The following is a 16,524-nucleotide window of genomic DNA, read 5'->3' on the forward strand; positions in this document are numbered from 1 at the left end:
CCTCCCGGCCCTCCCGGGCCTGCATACACCGCCGTGAGTTCCACGGCTGCTCACCCTGTGTACCCCGTGGGCGTGGCGTCTATCCGTGTTTACCCTGGGACCGTGACCGGCATCTCGGACGGTGCCCGGCGGCGGCCCGCCCCGCCGCTGTGCCCCTACGTGCGCAGTTACGACGGGTACCGGCTGACGGGATTCGCCCCCGGTACCCACCTCGGTCTGCCGTCCCCGGACCTGACCGTCGTGCTCACGATCGGTGCCCCTGTCGAACTCGCGCGGGCCGCGGCACCGGGTCAGGGCCCCGGCCGGTTCGGTGCGCTCGCGAGCGGCCTGGCCACCACCGCCGTCACCATCGCCCACGACGGCAACCAGCACGGAATCCAGCTCGCGCTCACCCCGGCGGGAGCCCGGGTGTTGCTGGGGGTGCCCGCCGGTGCACTCGGCGCGTGGGTCGTCGATCTCGAGGACGTGCTCGGCGCCGCCGCCCGGGAACTCGGCGAGCGGATCGCCGCCGCTGCGGGGTGGGAAAGCCGATTCCGGGTCCTCGACGAGGTGCTCGCCCGGCGGCTCGCCGCCGAGCACGGCGAGATCGATCCACACCTGCGTCACGTGTGGCGCAGGCTGCAGGATCCCCGCACCCCCGGTGTGCGGATCGCCGACCTGGCCGACGAGATCGGTTGGAGTCGAAGGTATCTGAACGCACGATTCACCGCCGAGTTCGGGGTGGGGCCCAAGGAGGCGGCGCGGGTGGTCCGGTTCGACCGGTCCCGTCGGCTGCTGCGCCGGCCCGGACCGCACGTGCTCGCCGACGTGGCCGCCCGGTCCGGGTTCTACGATCAGGCCCACCTCGCACGGGAATGGCGCGCGATCGCCGGGGTTCCGCCGTCGCACTGGCTGCGCGACGAGCAGTTCCCAATCGTCCAAGACGGCGACCCGGCTGCCGACGAACACTGGCAACCATGACTACGACAGCACTCACCACACCCGTGTGGCCCTGCCTCTCCTACACCGATGCCCGGGCGGCGATCCGCTTCCTCGTCGACGCGTTCGGTTTCACCGAGAACGCCGTCTACGGCGACGGCGGGCGCGTCGACCACGCCGAGCTGCGCTGGCCGCACGGCGGCGGCGTCATGCTCGGCTCGGCCGGCGGGGGCGGCCCGATCGAGATACCCGCCGGCACCGGCTGCATCTACCTCGTCCTCCCCGACGCCCCCGCGGTCGACGCGCTGCACGCCCGCGCTGTGGCCGCCGGTGCCACGGTCGTCCTCGGCCTGCACGACACCGACTACGGATCGCACGACTTCACGTGCCGGGACCCGCAGGGGGTGTACTGGAGTTTCGGAACGTACGCGGGCGCGTGAGTCGGACTCAAGCCGGCACCGCCTCCTGCGCCCGCGGCGGGGGCGGCGGCGTGCCGTCCCCGAACGGCGTGCCGCCCAGCTCTTCCCGGCCGTGCGGGGTCAGCCATCCGCTCGGGTCGGGGCCCTTCGGCACGATCTGCGTCGGATTGATGTCGGTGTGCACGATGTAGTAGTGCTGCTTGATCTGCCCGAAGTCGATGGTGTCGCCGAAACCGGGCGTCTGGAACAGGTCCCGGGCGTACCCCCACAACGCCGGCATGGACGCCAGCAGATTCCGGTTGCACTTGAAATGCCCGTGGTAGACGGCGTCGAAGCGGGCCAGCGTGGTGAACAGCCGCACGTCCGCCTCGGTGATCGTCTCGCCCACCAGGTACCGACGGGAGCCGAGCCGTTCCTCGAGCCAGTCCAGCCGCGCGAACAGCCGGTCGAAGGCACGGTCGTACGCGCGCTGGGACCCGGCGAACCCGCACCGGTACACGCCGTTGTTGACGTCCTGGTAGACGAGCTCGGCGACCTCGTCGATCTCGTCGCGCAGCGGTTCCGGGTAGAGGTCGGGGGCGCCGTCGCGGTGCAGTGCCGTCCACTCCGTGGCGAAGTCCAGGGTGATCTGCGGGTAGTCGTTGGTGACCACGCGGCCGGTAGGCACGTCGACGACGGCGGGCACCGTGATCCCCCGGGAGTACTCGGGGTCCCGCGCGAAGTACGCGTCCTGCAACCGCGGGATCTGCAGCACCGGATCCACCCCGCCCGGGTCCAGATCGAACGTCCAGCTGCGCTCGTCGTGCGTGGGGCCGCACAACCCCAGCGACAGCGCGTCCTCGAGCCCCAGCAGCCGCCGCACGATGAGCGCGCGGTTCGCCCACGGGCAGGCGCGGGCCGCGATCAGCCGGTACCGGCCGGCCTCCACCGGGTACCCGTCGCGCCCGTCGGCTGTGATGCGCGTGGTGATGTAGTGCGTGTCACGGCTGTACTCGGCGCCGGGCGTGACGTACCCGTCCCCGTCGCCTCCCGAGTGCTCGTTCACTGGGCTCCCCTCACTCGTTACGTTCCTGCGGCTCGTTACGTTCCTGCGGCGGCCGGTACTGCCACCGAGATGTGGGTTCCCAGTTCGGTGTACCCCAACACCGCGGCCAGGCCACGGCCCGCGGTGTTGTCGCGCCGGGCCCGCCACTGGGGGACGAGTCCGGCGTCGAGCGCATCGTGCGTCGCCAGGGTCGCGACGGTCGCCGCCAGGCCGATCCGCCGGTGCTCCGGCACGGTCAGCGCCGTCACGTCCGCCAGGATCGACTGCACTTCGGTGTACACCGCACCCGACAGCGGCCGGTGGTCGTCGTCGAGCAGCACGAACGACGACGCCTCCCCGGTCACGTTCCCGAGCCCCGCCTCGGTCACGTTCTCGAGCCCCGCCTCGGTCGCGATTTCGAGGCCCGCCTCGGTCACGATCTCGAGGCCCGCCTCGGTCACGATCTCGAGGCCCGCCTCGGTCGCGTCGTCGGGTGGGCAGCGCCGCAACAGCTCCGCCAGGTCGTCGACCTCGTGGGAGATCAGCGGATCGCGGACCCGTGTCGCGTCGACCCAGTCGGCGCAGTAGCTCAGCGCGTGGCTGCGCACCGCGTGCCCGCGCGTCAGGTCGAGCAGCGCCGACGCGTCCAGCTCCGCGTCGGGCACCGTCGCGACGGCGTCGACCACCCAGCCCGGGCCCACCACCGCGCTGACGTCGCCGAGTCGTAGCACCCGGACCAGGGCGGATGCGTCGTCCACCCGCGTCACCCGGCCCGGGGTGGCGAGCGCTGCGTCGTCGAGCCCGAGTTCGCGGCACCAGGCCAGCCGCACGATGTCCAGGAGATGTCCGTCCACGGCGCTACCGTAGACGCCTACGAGCGGAGGGCGTGCGGGTGGAGACCGAGACAAGTCCGTGGCCGGCGCTGTGGGCGCTGTGCCTCGGGTTCTTCATGATCCTGGTGGACAGCACCATCGTGGCGGTCGCCAACCCGGCGATCATGCGGGCGCTCGACACCGACATCAACAACGTCGTGTGGGTCACCAGCGCCTACCTGCTGGCGTACGCGGTGCCGCTGTTGGTCACCGGCCGCCTCGGGGACCGGTTCGGCCCGAAGCGGGTCTACCTGGCGGGGCTGGTGGTGTTCACCGCGGCGTCGCTGTGGTGCGGGTTGTCCGGCACCGTCGCCGCCCTCGTCGTCGCCCGGGTCTTCCAGGGCCTCGGCGCGGCGCTGATGACCCCCCAGACCATGGCGATCATCACCCGCACCTTCCCGCCGGACCGGCGGGGCACCGCCATGGGACTGTGGGGCGCGGTGGCCGGTGTGGCCACCCTCGTGGGTCCGCTGGCCGGCGGTGTCCTCGTCGACCACCTCGGCTGGGAGTGGATCTTCTTCGTCAACGTGCCGGTCGGGATCGTCGGGTTCGTCCTGGCGGCGCGCCTGGTCCCGGCGCTGCCCACCCATCCGCACCGGTTCGACCTCCTCGGCGTGCTGCTCAGCGGCGCGGGCATGTTCTGCCTCGTGTTCGGTATCCAGGAGGGCAACTCCTACGACTGGTCCACGCCCGTGTGGGTGCTGATCGCCGCCGGAGTGGCGCTGCTGGCGGTGTTCGTGTGGTACCAGTCCCGCGGGCGCGGAGAGCCGCTCGTCCCGCTCGGCTTGTTCCGCGACCGCAACTTCTCGCTGGCCAACATCGGCATCGCCGCGATGGGCTTCTCGGTCACCGCGATGGTCCTGCCGTTGATGTTCTACGCCCAGGGCGTGCGCGGCTGGACACCCACGGAGTCGGCGCTGCTGATGGCCCCGATGGCGGTCCTGACCGGCGTGCTCGCCCCGATGGTCGGCCGGCTCGTGGACCGGACCCATCCGCGCTACATCGCCGGCACCGGCTTCGCGCTGCTCGCGGTGGCGCTGGCGTGGCTGGCGGCACTGATGACACCCGACTCGCCGGTGTGGCAGCTGCTGCTGCCGATCGCCCTCATGGGTGCCGCGATGGCCGGCATCTGGTCGCCGCTCGCCGCCACCGCGACGCACGGCCTGCCGCCCCATCAGGCGGGGGCCGGGTCGGGTGTCTACAACACCACCCGTCAGGTCGGTGCCGTCCTGGGCAGCGCCGCCGTGGGGGCGCTCATCACCTCGCGCCTCGCCGTGCACGGGCTCACCGGCGGCGGGACGGCCGAGGCGGCCGAGGGCGGGACGACGGCCCTGCCGGAGCCGGTGCGCGCGCCCTTCGCCGCCGCCATGGCCGAGTCGACGCTGCTGCCCGCCGCGGTCCTGCTCGTCGGCTTCGCCGCGGCGCTGTTCTTCGGTCGGCCCGGCCGGGCCGAGCCGGTGCCGAGCCTGTCCCTCGAGGAGCGCAGCACACTCGCCTAGTGTGGCGCGCATGACGCAGACCACCCACCCCACCCGCCTCGAGCGCCACACCACCGCGGCCGGTGCCGAGGTCGCCGTGCTGACCGTCGCGCACGGCACGCTGAACCTGTTCGACCGAGCCCTGTTCGACGCCGTGATCGCCGACGTCGCCGCGCTCGGGGCGGCACCGCCGCGCGCGGTCCTGATCCGCGCGGAGGGCAAGGTCGTCTCCGGCGGTGTGGACGTCCACCTGTTCGAGGGCCTCGACGCCGGCCAGGGCGCCCAGCTGTGGCAGGACCTGTTCGCTCGGATCATCCATCCGCTCGAGGCCCTGCCGTGCCCCGTCGTGTTCGCCGCGCACGGGCTCACCCTCACCGCGGCATTCGAGATCTCGCTCGCCTGCGACATCGTCCTCGCGGCGCCGGGCGCGAAGTTCGGGCTGGTGGAGACCGTCGTCGGTCTGACTCCGTCGATGGGCGGGCCGCAGCGGCTGGCGGAGCGCGCCGGCTCCGGCCGTGCGCGCGAGCTGGTGATGACCGGCGATCTCTACGACGCCGAGACGCTGCGGTCGTGGGGAGTGGTCAACGCGGTGCACGACGACGTCGACGCCGCGGCGCGCGCCCTCACGGACCGGCTCGCCGACGGTCCCACCCGCGCCCACGACGCCACCAAGCGCATCATCGGCGCGTGGCGGTCCGGTGGCGTCGCCCACGCCGACTCGGAGACCCCGGAGGTCTCCGGTGCGCTGTTCGGCACCGACGACCTGAAAGGTGCGGTGCGGAGCTTCCTCTCCGTCGGGCCGGGGAAGGCGTCGTACACGGGAAGGTAAGCCGATCCAGCCCCCAGCTGTGACCCGCGCCATATAGTGCAGGCACACGACGAGGCGGAGGTGACGATGTCGGTGGCGCTGGTCCGGGTTTCGTGTGCAGCCGGGTGGTTCCGTGACGAACGCGTCAGTCGCCGCTTGGACGGTGTCCTGCGGTACGAGGACCTCGAGCCGTGCCTGGCCGAGCTGCTCGACCGCAGCGCGCTGCGGCATTCCGCCCGCGTCGCCGCCGTGGACCGGGCCGGCAACGCCCTCACCTACGGGCAGATGTGGTCGTCGGCGGCCCGGGTGGCCGGCGGCCTGCTCGATCAGGGCGTGGGCCCGGCCGACCGCGTCGTCGTCCACTGCCCGAACGGATTCCGCTGGCTGTACGCGTTCCTCGGGGTGGTCCTCGCCGGTGGCGTGCCGGTGCTGCCGGATCCGACGTGCAGCGAACCGGAACTCGAGTGGATCGCCGAGGACAGCGGCGCCGTCCTGACCCTCGACGGAGAGCTGCCCGACGGGGTGGCGTTCCTGGACGAGGGCGCCGCGCCGGACGAGCTCGCGGTGTTGTACTACGTGCGCAAACGCGGCGGGGGACTGCACGGGGTCGAGCTCACCAACGAGAACATCCTCTCCACGATCGAGGCCGTGGTGCACGCCATGGACCTGACCGCGGAGGGCGCGCGCACGGTGCTCACCGCACCGCTGTCCACGGCGGCGGGCAGCGCCGTGCAACTGCTGCCGACCCTGGCGGCCGGCGGCACCGTCGTCGCCGCCGGGGCGCGGGGGGTGCGCGTGCCGTGGCGGCACCTGCGTGCGTCGTTCCCCGCGGCGAGATGCGTGCGCGGTTGGGGGGTGGCCGAGACCGGCGGCATCGGGTTGCTGCTGCCCACCGATCAGCGGGCCGCACACCCGCGCAGCGTGGGGGTTCCGTTCGGCGGGATGGAGGTCGCCCTCCTCGGTCCGGCGGCCGATCGAGGTGAAGGCGAACTGCTGTGCCGCGGCCCCAGTGTCGCTCGCCGCTATTGGAACGACCCGGAGGCGACCGCCGAGACCTTCGACGACGGCTGGTTCCGCACCGGCGACCAGGTGCACATCGACGCGGACGGTTTCGTCACGCCCGTCGCCGTCCGCGTGTCGTGACACGGCGGTCCGCTGCCGTCGGGTTCGAGTGCGGTACAAGCGAACGGACCGCGGCACGCGCGATCGGCAACCGAACCCCGTGAAAGGTGTGCGCATGTCCGACGAGGTCCTGCTCGAGCGTCGCGGTCGAATTCTGGTGATCACCATCAACCGTCCCGAGGCCCGCAACGCCGTCGACGCGGCCGTCAGCCACGGCCTCGCGGCCGCCGTCGACGAACTCGACGCCGACCCCGACCTGTCCGTGGGCGTGCTCACCGGTGCCGGCGGCACCTTCTGCGCCGGTATGGATCTCAAGGCGTTCGTCGCCGGGGAGAACATCGCGGTGCCGGGCAAGGGTCTCGGCTTCACCGAGGCGCCGCCGCGCAAGCCGATCATCGCCGCCGTCGAGGGCTTCGCGCTCGCCGGCGGCACCGAACTCGTCCTCGCCACCGACCTCGTGGTCGCCGCCACGGACGCGAAGTTCGGCATCCCGGAGGTCAAGCGCGGACTCGTCGCCGCGGGTGGTGGCCTGCTGCGCCTGCCCACCCGGATTCCGTATCAGAAGGCGATGGAACTGGCGCTCACCGGCGACGCGTTCACCGCCGAGGAGGCCCACGGCTACGGTTTCGTCAACGTTCTCACCGAGCCGGGCGGTGCGCTGGCGGGCGCCCTGGCTCTCGCCGAACGGATCACGGCCAACGGCCCGCTCGCCGTGGCGGCCACCAAGGAGGTCATCGCCAAGGCCGCCGACTGGCCGGCGGACGAGGCCTTCGACCGCCAGCGCGAGATCGTCGGCCCGGTGTTCGTGTCCGAGGACGCCCGCGAGGGTGCGACGGCGTTCGCGCAGAAGCGTCCGCCGGTCTGGAAGGGCCGCTGACGACCCGCGCCGACGAAGGAGATCGATCGTGCTCGCCGAACTGCACGTCCACATCGAGGGCACCCTCGAACCGGAGCTGATCTTCGCTCTCGCCGAGCGCAACCGCGTCTCGCTCCCGTATGCCGACCTCGACGAGCTGCGCGGCCGGTACGAGTTCACCGACCTGCAGTCGTTCCTCGACCTGTACTACGCGAACATGCAGGTGCTGAGGACCGCCGAGGACTTCACCGATCTCGCGACGGCGTACCTGCGCCGGGCGGCGCAGGCCGGGGTGACGCGGGCCGAGTTCTTCTTCGACCCGCAGGCGCACACGAGCCGCGGCGTGCCGCTGGCCGAGGTGGTCGAGGGCCTCGCCGCCGCCGTCGCGGCGGGCCGGCGGGAGTTCGGCGTCGACGCGGCGATGATCGCGTCCGTCGTGCGGGACCGGCCCGTGCACGAGGCCGAGGAGGTGTTCGGGGAACTGCTGCGCCTGTCGGCTCCGATCAGCGGGCTGGGCCTGGACTCCGCGGAGGTGGGTTATCCGCCGTCGCTGTTCGAGGACGTCTTCGCCCGCGCCCGCGCCGAGGGCCTGCACGCGGTCGCCCATGCGGGGGAGGAGGGGCCGCCCGAATACGTCTGGCAGGCACTGGATCTGCTCGGGGCCGAACGCATCGACCACGGAATCCGCTCCCTCGAGGACCCGCTTCTCGTCGCGCGCCTCGTCGACGAGCAGATTCCGCTCACCGTCTGTCCTTTGTCGAATGTCCGCCTGCGCGTGGTGGATTCGATCGAGCAGCATCCGCTGCCGCGCATGCTCGAGGCGGGTTTGCTGGTGACCGTGAACTCCGACGATCCGGCGTACTTCGGCGGGTACGTCGACGACACGTTCGCGGCGCTGCGCGACCGGCTCGGGCTCACCGACGAGCAGCGGGAGACGTTGGCGCGCAATTCGATCACGGCATCGTTCGGATAGGACGTGCGGTCCGGGCGCGAGCTACGGGCCGAGCACGCGGTCCAGGTACGGGTTGGCGAACGTGCGCTGCGGGTCGACGCGGTCGCGGACGGCGAGGAAGTCGTCGAATCGCGGATACGTCGCGCGCAGGTCGGCCGCGGTGCGGCCGTGCATCTTGCCCCAGTGCGGCCGGCCGTCCACGGCGCGGGCGATCGCCTCGACCGCATCGAAGTACGGCCGGTGTTCGCGACGGTGGTACTGGTGCACCGCGAGATAGGCACTGTCGCGGCCGTGGGCCGTCGACAGCCACACGTCGTCGGCGGCGGCGAAGCGTACCTCCACCGGAAATGCGACGTGGAAGTCGCTGCGGGAGAGCCACGTATCGATCTCGGTGAGCACCTCGGTCGCGGATTCGACGGGGACGGCGTACTCCATCTCCCGGAACCGGACCCGGCGCGGGGAGGCGAAGACGCGGTAGCTGCGATCGACGAACTCCCGGGGGGACAGGGTCCGCGCGGCGAACCCGTTGAGCTTGGGGACGAGGGCCGGCGCGCGGGTTGCGAGGCGCTGGACGACCTCGAACATGCCGTTGGCGAGCACCTCGTCGTCGAGGAAGCCGCGCAGCCGTCCCACCGGGGCGCCCGGTGCGTCGTCGGGCAGCCGGGTGTTGCGCTTGGTGAGTACCCGGTCGGTGTGCGGAAACCAGTAGAACTCGAAGTGGTCGACGCCGAGCCGGTCGCGCTCGAGCACGGCCAGGGTGTCGTCGAGCGTCCCGGGTGCTTCCGCCGCATGCAGTGCGAACGCGGGCACACACTCCAGGGTGATCGTGGCGAGGATGCCGACGGCGCCGAGGCCGAGCCGGGCGGCCTCGAAGAGTTCCGGCTCGGCCTCGGGGGAGCAGCGCACGACCGAGCCGTCCGCAAGGACGAGGGTGGCCGCGCGCGCGACGGTGGCCAGGCCCCCGAACCGGGCGCCGGTGCCGTGGGTGCCGGTGGACATCGCGCCGGCGAGCGACTGCACGTCGATGTCCCCGAGGTTCGGCACCGCCAGACCGTGCTCCCACAGGAGCCGGTTGAGATCCCGCAGCCGGGTGCCGGCCCGCACCGTGACGAACGCACCCGCAGGGGTGGGACGGACCTCCTCGATGCCGGTGAACCGGTCGAGGGAGACGAGCACGCCGTCGGTGACGGCGACGCCGGTGAAGGAGTGGCCGGCCCCGACCGCCTTGACGCGCAGCCCGCGTCCGGATGCGTGTGCGACGACGGCGACGATCTCCTCCAGGGTTTCCGGGGTCTCGTACGCGTGCGGCGTCGCGGATTCGGTGTGGGCCCAGTTGTGCCAGGTGGCGACGGGGCGGTCGGTGGCCATGCGCCCATCATCGACTTGGACGACCGTCCAGGTCAATAGATGCCGACGGATCCGGGCCGGGATCTACGATCGGAGGCATGCTGAACCGGTTGCCGGCGGACCAACGTCGAGCCCAACTCGTCGAATCCGCTCTCGCGCTGGCAGAGGGCGGGGGTCTCGGGGCCGTCACCGTGCGGGCGGTCGCCGAGCACGCCGGCGTCTCCCTCGGGGTGGTGCACTACTGCTTCGAGAGCAAGGAGGCCCTCGTCGCCGCGATGGGGGAGGCGCTGGTGCTCCAGCTCAGCCAGGCGCTGCGCACCGCCTTCACCCTCCCGCAGGACGGACCCGACCCGCAGGGCCTGCGCGGCTTGCGGCAGCTGCTCTACGTGGGGATCAACGCGATGTGGCCGACGATCGAGAAGACGCCCGACCGGCAGCTGCTCACCTACGAGATCACGGCGTACTCGCTGCGTCACCGCGATGCCGGCGAGCCCCTCGGCGGCAACATCGCCACCGATCAGTACCGCATCATGGACGTCGAGGCACGGACGTTCCTCGAGGAGTGCGCCGCCCGCACCGGCACCGAGTGGATCGAGCCCGTCTCGACCGTCGCCCGGCTCGCGCTGGCCATGCTCGACGGACTGGTCCTGCGATGGCTGGTCGATCGGGACGGCGACGCCATCGTCACCGAACTCGACGACATCGCCGCGATCGTCGCCGGACGGGCCGTGGAAACGACCTGAACCTGGACACAGGTCCAACTCGGTGCTTGACTGGCCGCGACCCCCGACCTGCCGTGGATTGGACCCCGCCGTGACCCACCCCCTCGACCGGCTCCACGACGCGACGGCCGACCTGGACCCCCCGCTCGCGGCCGTCGATCTCCCCACGCTCCGGAGCAACGCCGCCGACCTCGTCCGCCGCGCCGGGGGTACCCCCGTGCGAGTGGCGAGCAAGTCCGTCCGGTGCCGCGCCGTCCTCGAGGAGGTGCTCGGCACCGGCCTCACCGCCAGGGCCGGATTCCGTGGGATCATGGCGTACTCGCTGCGCGAAGCGCTCTGGCTGGTCGAGCGCGGCGCCCGCGACGTGCTTCTCGGCTATCCGACCGTCGACCGAGCCGCGCTCGCCGAACTGGCCGGCCGGCCGCAGGCGCTCGACGCCGTCACCCTCATGGTCGACTCCGCCGCCCAACTCGGCATCGTGCGCGACGCCCTCGGCACCGCCCGCGTGCGTCCCCGCGTGTGCCTCGACGTGGACGCGTCACTGCGGCTCGGGCCGGTGCATCTCGGTGTGCGGCGCTCGCCGCTGCGCACCCCCGACGAGGTGGCGCAGCTTGCGCGCTGCGCGACGACCGCCGGTTTCGCCGTCGTCGGCGTGATGTTCTACGAGGCGCAGATCGCCGGTCTGCCCGACACCTCGCCGGCGGTCCGGTGGGTCAAACGCCGCTCGGCCGCCGAGCTGTCCACCCGGCGCGGCGCCGTCGCCGGGGCCGTCCGTGCTGTCGTCGGCGACCTCGAGATCGTCAACAGCGGCGGCACCGGCTCGCTCGAGGTCAGCTCCGCCGACCCGGTCGTCACCGAGGTCACCGCCGGCTCCGGTCTGTACGTGCCCACGCTGTTCGATCGCTACCGGGCCTTCACCCCGCGCCCTGCGCTGTATTTCGCACTGCCCACGGTGCGCAGGCCCGGCCCCACCGTCGCCACCCTCTTCGGGGGCGGCTACATCGCCTCCGGCCCGGCGGGTCCCTCGCGGGTGCCGCGTCCGGTCCGTCCCGCCGGCCTGCGGCTGCTGCGCGCCGAGGGGGCCGGTGAGGTGCAGACCCCCGTCACCGGCCGTGCCGCGGCGGATCTGCCCGTCGGCGGGCGCGTATGGTTGCGGCACGCCAAGGCGGGGGAGCTGTGCGAGCGGTTCGCGGAACTGCACCTCGTCGACGCCGACGGCACCCGCACCACCGTCCCCACCTACCGCGGCGAGGGGCGCTGCTGGTGACCTACGGCCCCTTGTCGCACAGCGCCCGCCAGTCCTGCTCCGTGCGATCGGCGTAGGCGGCCGACCACCGCGCGACCGCCTCGTCGAAGACCGTCCCGCGGCCGAGGTACCCGGCGACGAACGCGCCGACCGGGCTCTGGCTGTGGGCACGGGCGAGCAGCGCCCCGCACAACCGGCCGTACCGCTCCGACTGTGCGGCACTCAACCGATCCCACTGCACCGATCCCTTCATGTCACGGAACTGCCGGACGTAGAAGTCCCGTCGCACGCCGTCCGGACCGGGCACGCCGGTGATCCAGCCGAGGAGCGGATCCGAGTGGGCCTGCAGGATTCGCTGCGCACCCACGACCCGGGCGCCCTGGCCGTGCGTGATGAGTTCGGACGCGACGCGGTGGGGAGTCTCGCGGATCCCGCCGTGCGTCTCCAGCACCGACTGTCCGGCCTCCTTGACCTGGAGGAACAGCGGCTCGTCGGCCGGCCCGAGCAGCAGGACGACGAAGCACCGGGTGCCCACACTGCCCACTCCCACGATCCGCATCGCGAAATCCACGACGCGGTACTGGGAGAGCAGCAGCAGGACGTCCGCCCGCACCGTCGCCCGGTAGGACGCGACGATCCCGTCGATGGCTTCGAGCGACCCGATGTCGAGGTGCCGGACGATCGGGGGTTGGTCGACGATGCGCGGTGCGCCGTCGGCCGTGGTAACCGTCAGCTTCCTCAGGACCTGTTCGGAGGTGCGGCCCCGTGCCTTCTGCACGACGGCGCGTATCGCCTCCGGATTCCGCGACGCCTGCTCGATCTCGTCCGCGTCGACCTGGAAGTAGAACCGCTCGGTGGCCGTCAGGTCGGACAGGAAGCGGATCGTCTCGCGGTACGAGCGCACCGTCGTGAGGGTCGCGTCCCGGCACTGCTGCTCGGTGCGCCCGGTCTGACGGCCGGCCAACCACACCGACGCGGCCAGCCGTTTGACGTCCCATTCCCACGGCGCCGGATACGCTTCGTCGAAGTCGTTGAGGTCGAACAGGACTCGGCGCTCCGGCGAGGCGTACAGGCCGAAATTCGCCAGATGTGCATCGCCCGACGCCACCACGTGGGGCCCCGTCACCGGCTCGGTGGACAGGTCCCCCGCCATCGCGGCGGCGCTGCCGCGGTAGTAGGCGAACGGCGACTCCGTCATCCGTTCGTACCGGATCGGCACCAGTTCCGGCAGTCGGGTGCGGTTCTGCTGTTCGAAGATCGCGACCGGATCCCGTTCGGGACAACGAATTTCGCCGTGCGCACTGCGGGGCATGCGGGTGCGGGCGGCGCGCCCCTCGGCTCGGCTGCGCTCGACGGCGGTGGTCGGTGTCATCCCGCGATTGTGCACCGGCGCACAATGGCCGCATGCCCTTTTTCGACGGCAGCACCGGCCGCGTCCACTACCGGCACTGGTCCGTCGACGGCGCGACGGCCGCCGTCGTCTTCGCCCACGGGATGCGTCAGCACACCGGTCACTACCATCGCTTCGCCGCGGGTCTGGCGCCGCACGGCATCGCGGTGTGGGGCCTCGATCTCGCCGGGCACGGCCTGTCCGAGGGCAACCCCGGTGAACCGGGCGCCGTCGACGACCTGGCGGCCGACCTGCTGTGCGTCGCCGAGCTGGCCGAGCGCGCGGAGCCGGGGATGCCGTTGGTGGTGATGGGGCACTCGCTCGGCGCGGGAACCGCCCTCACGGTGCTGCGCACCGACGCCGGCCGATTCCGCGGCGCCGTGCTGTGCGGGACGCCTCGATCGGCGGCCGTGCCCGCGACGGCCGAGATCCTCGCGCAGGCGCGCATACCGCTGCTCGCGGTGCACGGCGTCGACGACCGGCTGGCCCCGATCGAGCCCGTCCGGGCCTGGTCCCGGACGATCCCGGCGTTGGAGCTGCGCGAGTACCCGGACGCAGGCCACGACCTGCTGCACGAGCCGGTGCACCGCACGGTGACCCGCGACGTCGCCGAGTTCGTCCTGGCCGTGACCGACGTGCCGGCCCACCGACGCGAGTGAGCGAATGCATCCCTCGCCGCGGAGGTGGAGGATGCATTCGCTCAGCCGGGGCATGGCCCTACGAGTAGATGGCCCTACGAGTAGATGGCCCTACGAGTAGATGGCCTCGATCGCCGTGCCGTGCGCCTCGTGGATGACGTTGCGCTTGAGCTTGAGCGTCGGGGTCAGCTCGCCGGTCTCGATGGTGAAGTCCACCTCGAGGATCCGGTACTTCTTGATCTGCTCGGGGTTGGAGACCTTCTTGTTGCCCTCGGCGACCGCGGCGTCGATCTCCGCGATCAGGTCGGGATGCCCGAGCAGCTCGGAGACCGGAGCGTCGGCGGCGATGCCGTGGCGTTCCTTCCAGCCGGGCAGGGCCTCGGGATCGAGGGTGATCAGCGCGCCGATGAACGGCTTCGCGTCGCCGACGACGATGACCTGGCTGATCAGCGGGTGTGCCCGGAGCGCGTCCTCGAGCACGGCCGGGGCGACGTTCTTGCCGCCGGCGGTGACGATGAGCTCCTTCTTGCGGCCGGTGATGTGGACGAACCCGTCCTCGTCGATCCTGCCGATGTCACCGGTGTGGAACCAGCCGTCGACGATCGCTTCGGCGGTGGCCTTCTCGTTCTTCCAGTAGCCGCCGAACACCGCGGGGCCCTTGAGCAGCAGCTCGCCGTCCTCGGCGATGCGTGCGGCGTGCCCGTTGACCGGCCGGCCGACGCTGCCCACCCGCTGGTGCTCGGGGGTGTTGAGGGTGACGCCACCCGTGGTCTCGGTCAGGCCGTAGCCCTCGTAGATGGGAATGCCGACGCCGCGGAAGAAGTGGCCCAGGCGCGCGCCGAGGGCGGCGCCGCCGGAGACCGCCTGCTCGCACTCGCCGCCGAGGGCCGCGCGCAGCTTGCTGTACACCAGCTTGTCGAAGACGAAGTGCTTGATCTTCAGGCCGAGGCCGGCCCCGCCCTTGTCCAGCGCCTCGCTGTACGCGATGGCGGTGTCGGAGGCCTTCTCGAAGATCTTGCCCTTGCCGCCGTCGTACGCCTTCTGCTTGGCCGAGTTGTAGACCTTCTCGAACACGCGCGGGACCGACAGGATGAAGTTCGGCTTGAACTCGCCGAGCTGGTCGAGCAGCGTGGTCAGGTCGGAGGTGTGCGCGACGGTCACGCCGTGCTCGAAGGCGCCGAACGAGATCTCGCGGGCGAACACGTGGGCGAGGGGCAGGAACAGCAGGGTCCGCTTGCCGCTCACCATGGAGTTCGGGAGGGCGAGCTTGACGGCGGCGGCCTCGGCCCACAGGTTGCTGTGGGTCAGCTGCACGCCCTTGGGGCGGCCGGTGGTGCCCGAGGTGTAGATCAGTGTGGCGGGGGACTCGGCCCGCACCTGGTGGCGCCGCTCCTCGAGCTGTGCGTCGGTGATCGCCGCACCCCGGGCGATCAGCTCGTCGACGGCGCTCTTGGCGCCCGGTGCGCCCTCGATCTGCAGGACCTCGCGCAGGGCCGGCGCGGCCTCGGCCACCGTCGCAACCGTTCGGGCGTGGCCGTCGTTCTCGACGACGAGCAGCGAGGTCCCCGAATCCTCGAGGATCCACTGGGCCTGGTCGGCCGAGGAGGTCTCGTAGATGGCGACGGTGCAGCCACCGGCCGCCCAGATCGCGTAGTCGATCAGGACCCACTCGTAGCGCGTGCTCGACAGGATCGCGACCCGGTCACCGAGCTCGATCCCGGACGCCATCAGGCCCTTGGCCACCCCGCGGACCTGGGCGGCGAACTCGGCGGCGGTGACGCTGACCCACCGGCCGTCGATCCGGCGCTCGAACGGCACCCAGGTCGGCGACTCCTTTTCGTGCCGGAAGACGGCCTCCGCCATCGATGCGTCCTCGGGGATCGAGAACGACTGTGGCACGGCAAACTCTTTCACGGTGACCCCTCCATCAATTTTCCACTTGTGGATGTGCATTGCATCACACGAGGCTGGAAAATGCAGCAGCGGGGGTGCCCGATTTGTAGCCTTTTCGCGCTGACCTGTAGATATAACTGTGAATTCTGGACACGGATACCGGTCGGCGCGGCAGGTGCTCAGGCGGATTCGAGCAGGCGGGCGGCCTCGTCGTCGGAGAGCTGATGGAAGTCGTCGTACGCGGCCCCGACGCTGCCCAGGTCGGCAGGCGTGAACGGGCACACCACCTCGTCGGCCACCGCTCGGACGCGTCGCGCCGCCTCCGGGGAGGCCACGGGAACCGCCAGCACCACCCGCTCGGCCCCGGACTCCCGCGCGGCCAGGCAGGCGACGGCGGCGGTCGCGCCGGTGGCCATGCCGTCGTCGACGAGGACGACCGTGCGTCCCGACAGCGACGTGCGCTCCTTGCCGCCGCGCAGCAGCCGGGCGCGACGGTCGAGTTCGGTGCGTTCGCGGGCCTCGATCCGTTCGATCGAGTCCTCGGCCACCCGGCCGATACGGATGACGTCCTCGTTGAGCACGCGGAAGCCGCCCTCGGCGATGGCGCCCATCGCCAGTTCCGGTTGCCACGGCACCCCCAGTTTGCGCACGACGAGTACGTCGAGCGGGGCGTCGAGCGCGTGTGCCACCTCCCGTGCGACGGGGATCCCGCCGCGGGGGAGCGCCAGGATCACGGGGTTCGCCTCGCGCAGGTGGGCAACCGACCGGGCCAGCCGCCGCCCGGCCTCCGGACGGCCGGAATAACGCATGCGTCGAGTATGCGCCCGGCCGACGGGTGG

At 71.8% G+C, this 16,524-nt stretch carries 16 protein-coding genes; 10 read left to right on the forward strand and 6 right to left on the reverse strand.

Annotated elements, in window-relative coordinates; genetic code table 11:
• Positions 1-102 precede the first annotated feature (102 nt).
• Positions 103-960 carry an AraC family transcriptional regulator gene (locus RR3_RS01335; protein WP_010592411.1) on the forward strand — a complete coding sequence of 286 codons (858 nt, stop codon included), beginning with the start codon at positions 103-105 and terminating at the stop codon, positions 958-960.
• Positions 957-1,358, forward strand: a complete 402-nt coding sequence (locus RR3_RS01340) for a VOC family protein (protein ID WP_026138000.1) — start codon at positions 957-959, stop codon at positions 1,356-1,358. The genes RR3_RS01335 and RR3_RS01340 overlap by 4 nt, the downstream gene beginning before the upstream one ends.
• Before the next feature lie 7 nt (positions 1,359-1,365).
• Here the strand turns inward: RR3_RS01340 and RR3_RS01345 are convergent, their stop codons facing one another.
• Positions 1,366-2,382, reverse strand: a complete 1,017-nt coding sequence (locus RR3_RS01345; protein WP_017681733.1) for a glutathione S-transferase family protein — start codon at positions 2,380-2,382, stop codon at positions 1,366-1,368.
• Between the two features lie 35 nt (positions 2,383-2,417).
• Positions 2,418-3,215: a GNAT family N-acetyltransferase gene (locus RR3_RS01350; RefSeq protein WP_017681734.1), complete on the reverse strand. Its 798-nt coding sequence runs from the start codon at positions 3,213-3,215 to the stop codon at positions 2,418-2,420.
• A 38-nt stretch (positions 3,216-3,253) separates the two neighbouring features.
• On the opposite strand from RR3_RS01350, the gene RR3_RS01355 reads away from it, so the two are divergent.
• The 5 genes from RR3_RS01355 to RR3_RS01375 all read left to right on the forward strand — a co-directional run bounded on the left by RR3_RS01355 (position 3,254) and on the right by RR3_RS01375 (position 8,470).
• Positions 3,254-4,732 carry a DHA2 family efflux MFS transporter permease subunit gene (locus RR3_RS01355; RefSeq protein WP_026138001.1) on the forward strand — a complete coding sequence of 493 codons (1,479 nt, stop codon included), beginning with the start codon at positions 3,254-3,256 and terminating at the stop codon, positions 4,730-4,732.
• A 10-nt stretch (positions 4,733-4,742) separates the two neighbouring features.
• The gene (locus tag RR3_RS01360) at positions 4,743-5,540 is read left to right on the forward strand and encodes an enoyl-CoA hydratase/isomerase family protein (protein ID WP_017681736.1); all 798 of its coding nucleotides are present in this window, start codon (positions 4,743-4,745) and stop codon (positions 5,538-5,540) included.
• Positions 5,541-5,606: 66 nt separating this feature from the next.
• Positions 5,607-6,662: a class I adenylate-forming enzyme family protein gene (locus tag RR3_RS01365; RefSeq protein ID WP_029539872.1), complete on the forward strand. Its 1,056-nt coding sequence runs from the start codon at positions 5,607-5,609 to the stop codon at positions 6,660-6,662.
• Between the two features lie 94 nt (positions 6,663-6,756).
• Positions 6,757-7,518, forward strand: coding sequence for a crotonase/enoyl-CoA hydratase family protein (locus RR3_RS01370; RefSeq protein WP_010592403.1), 762 nt, complete (start codon positions 6,757-6,759; stop codon positions 7,516-7,518).
• Positions 7,519-7,546: 28 nt separating this feature from the next.
• Entirely contained in the window at positions 7,547-8,470 is a 924-nt protein-coding gene (locus tag RR3_RS01375; RefSeq protein ID WP_010592402.1) for an adenosine deaminase, read from the forward strand.
• Between the two features lie 21 nt (positions 8,471-8,491).
• Here the strand turns inward: RR3_RS01375 and RR3_RS01380 are convergent, their stop codons facing one another.
• A complete protein-coding gene (locus RR3_RS01380) occupies positions 8,492-9,817 on the reverse strand; it encodes a D-arabinono-1,4-lactone oxidase (RefSeq protein ID WP_010592401.1) in 1,326 nt (441 codons plus the stop codon).
• 77 nt (positions 9,818-9,894) lie between these two features.
• Here RR3_RS01380 and RR3_RS01385 point away from each other — a divergent pair, with 77 nt between their 5' ends.
• On the forward strand, positions 9,895-10,539 hold the full coding sequence (locus tag RR3_RS01385) for a TetR/AcrR family transcriptional regulator (RefSeq protein ID WP_010592400.1): 645 nt from the start codon (positions 9,895-9,897) through the stop codon (positions 10,537-10,539).
• 70 nt (positions 10,540-10,609) lie between these two features.
• Positions 10,610-11,785, forward strand: coding sequence for an amino acid deaminase/aldolase (locus RR3_RS01390; protein WP_010592399.1), 1,176 nt, complete (start codon positions 10,610-10,612; stop codon positions 11,783-11,785).
• A gap of 1 nt (position 11,786) precedes the next feature.
• On the opposite strand, the gene RR3_RS01395 is transcribed toward RR3_RS01390, so the two are convergent.
• On the reverse strand, positions 11,787-13,136 hold the full coding sequence (locus tag RR3_RS01395) for a DUF2252 domain-containing protein (RefSeq protein ID WP_043823046.1): 1,350 nt from the start codon (positions 13,134-13,136) through the stop codon (positions 11,787-11,789).
• Between the two features lie 32 nt (positions 13,137-13,168).
• Here RR3_RS01395 and RR3_RS01400 point away from each other — a divergent pair, with 32 nt between their 5' ends.
• A complete protein-coding gene (locus RR3_RS01400; RefSeq protein ID WP_010592397.1) occupies positions 13,169-13,813 on the forward strand; it encodes an alpha/beta hydrolase in 645 nt (214 codons plus the stop codon).
• Between the two features lie 90 nt (positions 13,814-13,903).
• Here the strand turns inward: RR3_RS01400 and RR3_RS01405 are convergent, their stop codons facing one another.
• Positions 13,904-15,706, reverse strand: coding sequence for an AMP-dependent synthetase/ligase (locus tag RR3_RS01405; protein WP_010592396.1), 1,803 nt, complete (start codon positions 15,704-15,706; stop codon positions 13,904-13,906).
• A 158-nt stretch (positions 15,707-15,864) separates the two neighbouring features.
• Positions 15,865-16,494, reverse strand: coding sequence for a phosphoribosyltransferase (locus tag RR3_RS01410; protein WP_010592395.1), 630 nt, complete (start codon positions 16,492-16,494; stop codon positions 15,865-15,867).
• Positions 16,495-16,524: the final 30 nt, after the last annotated feature.

Source organism: Rhodococcus ruber NBRC 15591, from assembly GCF_001894945.1.
Taxonomy (GTDB): domain Bacteria; phylum Actinomycetota; class Actinomycetes; order Mycobacteriales; family Mycobacteriaceae; genus Rhodococcus; species Rhodococcus ruber.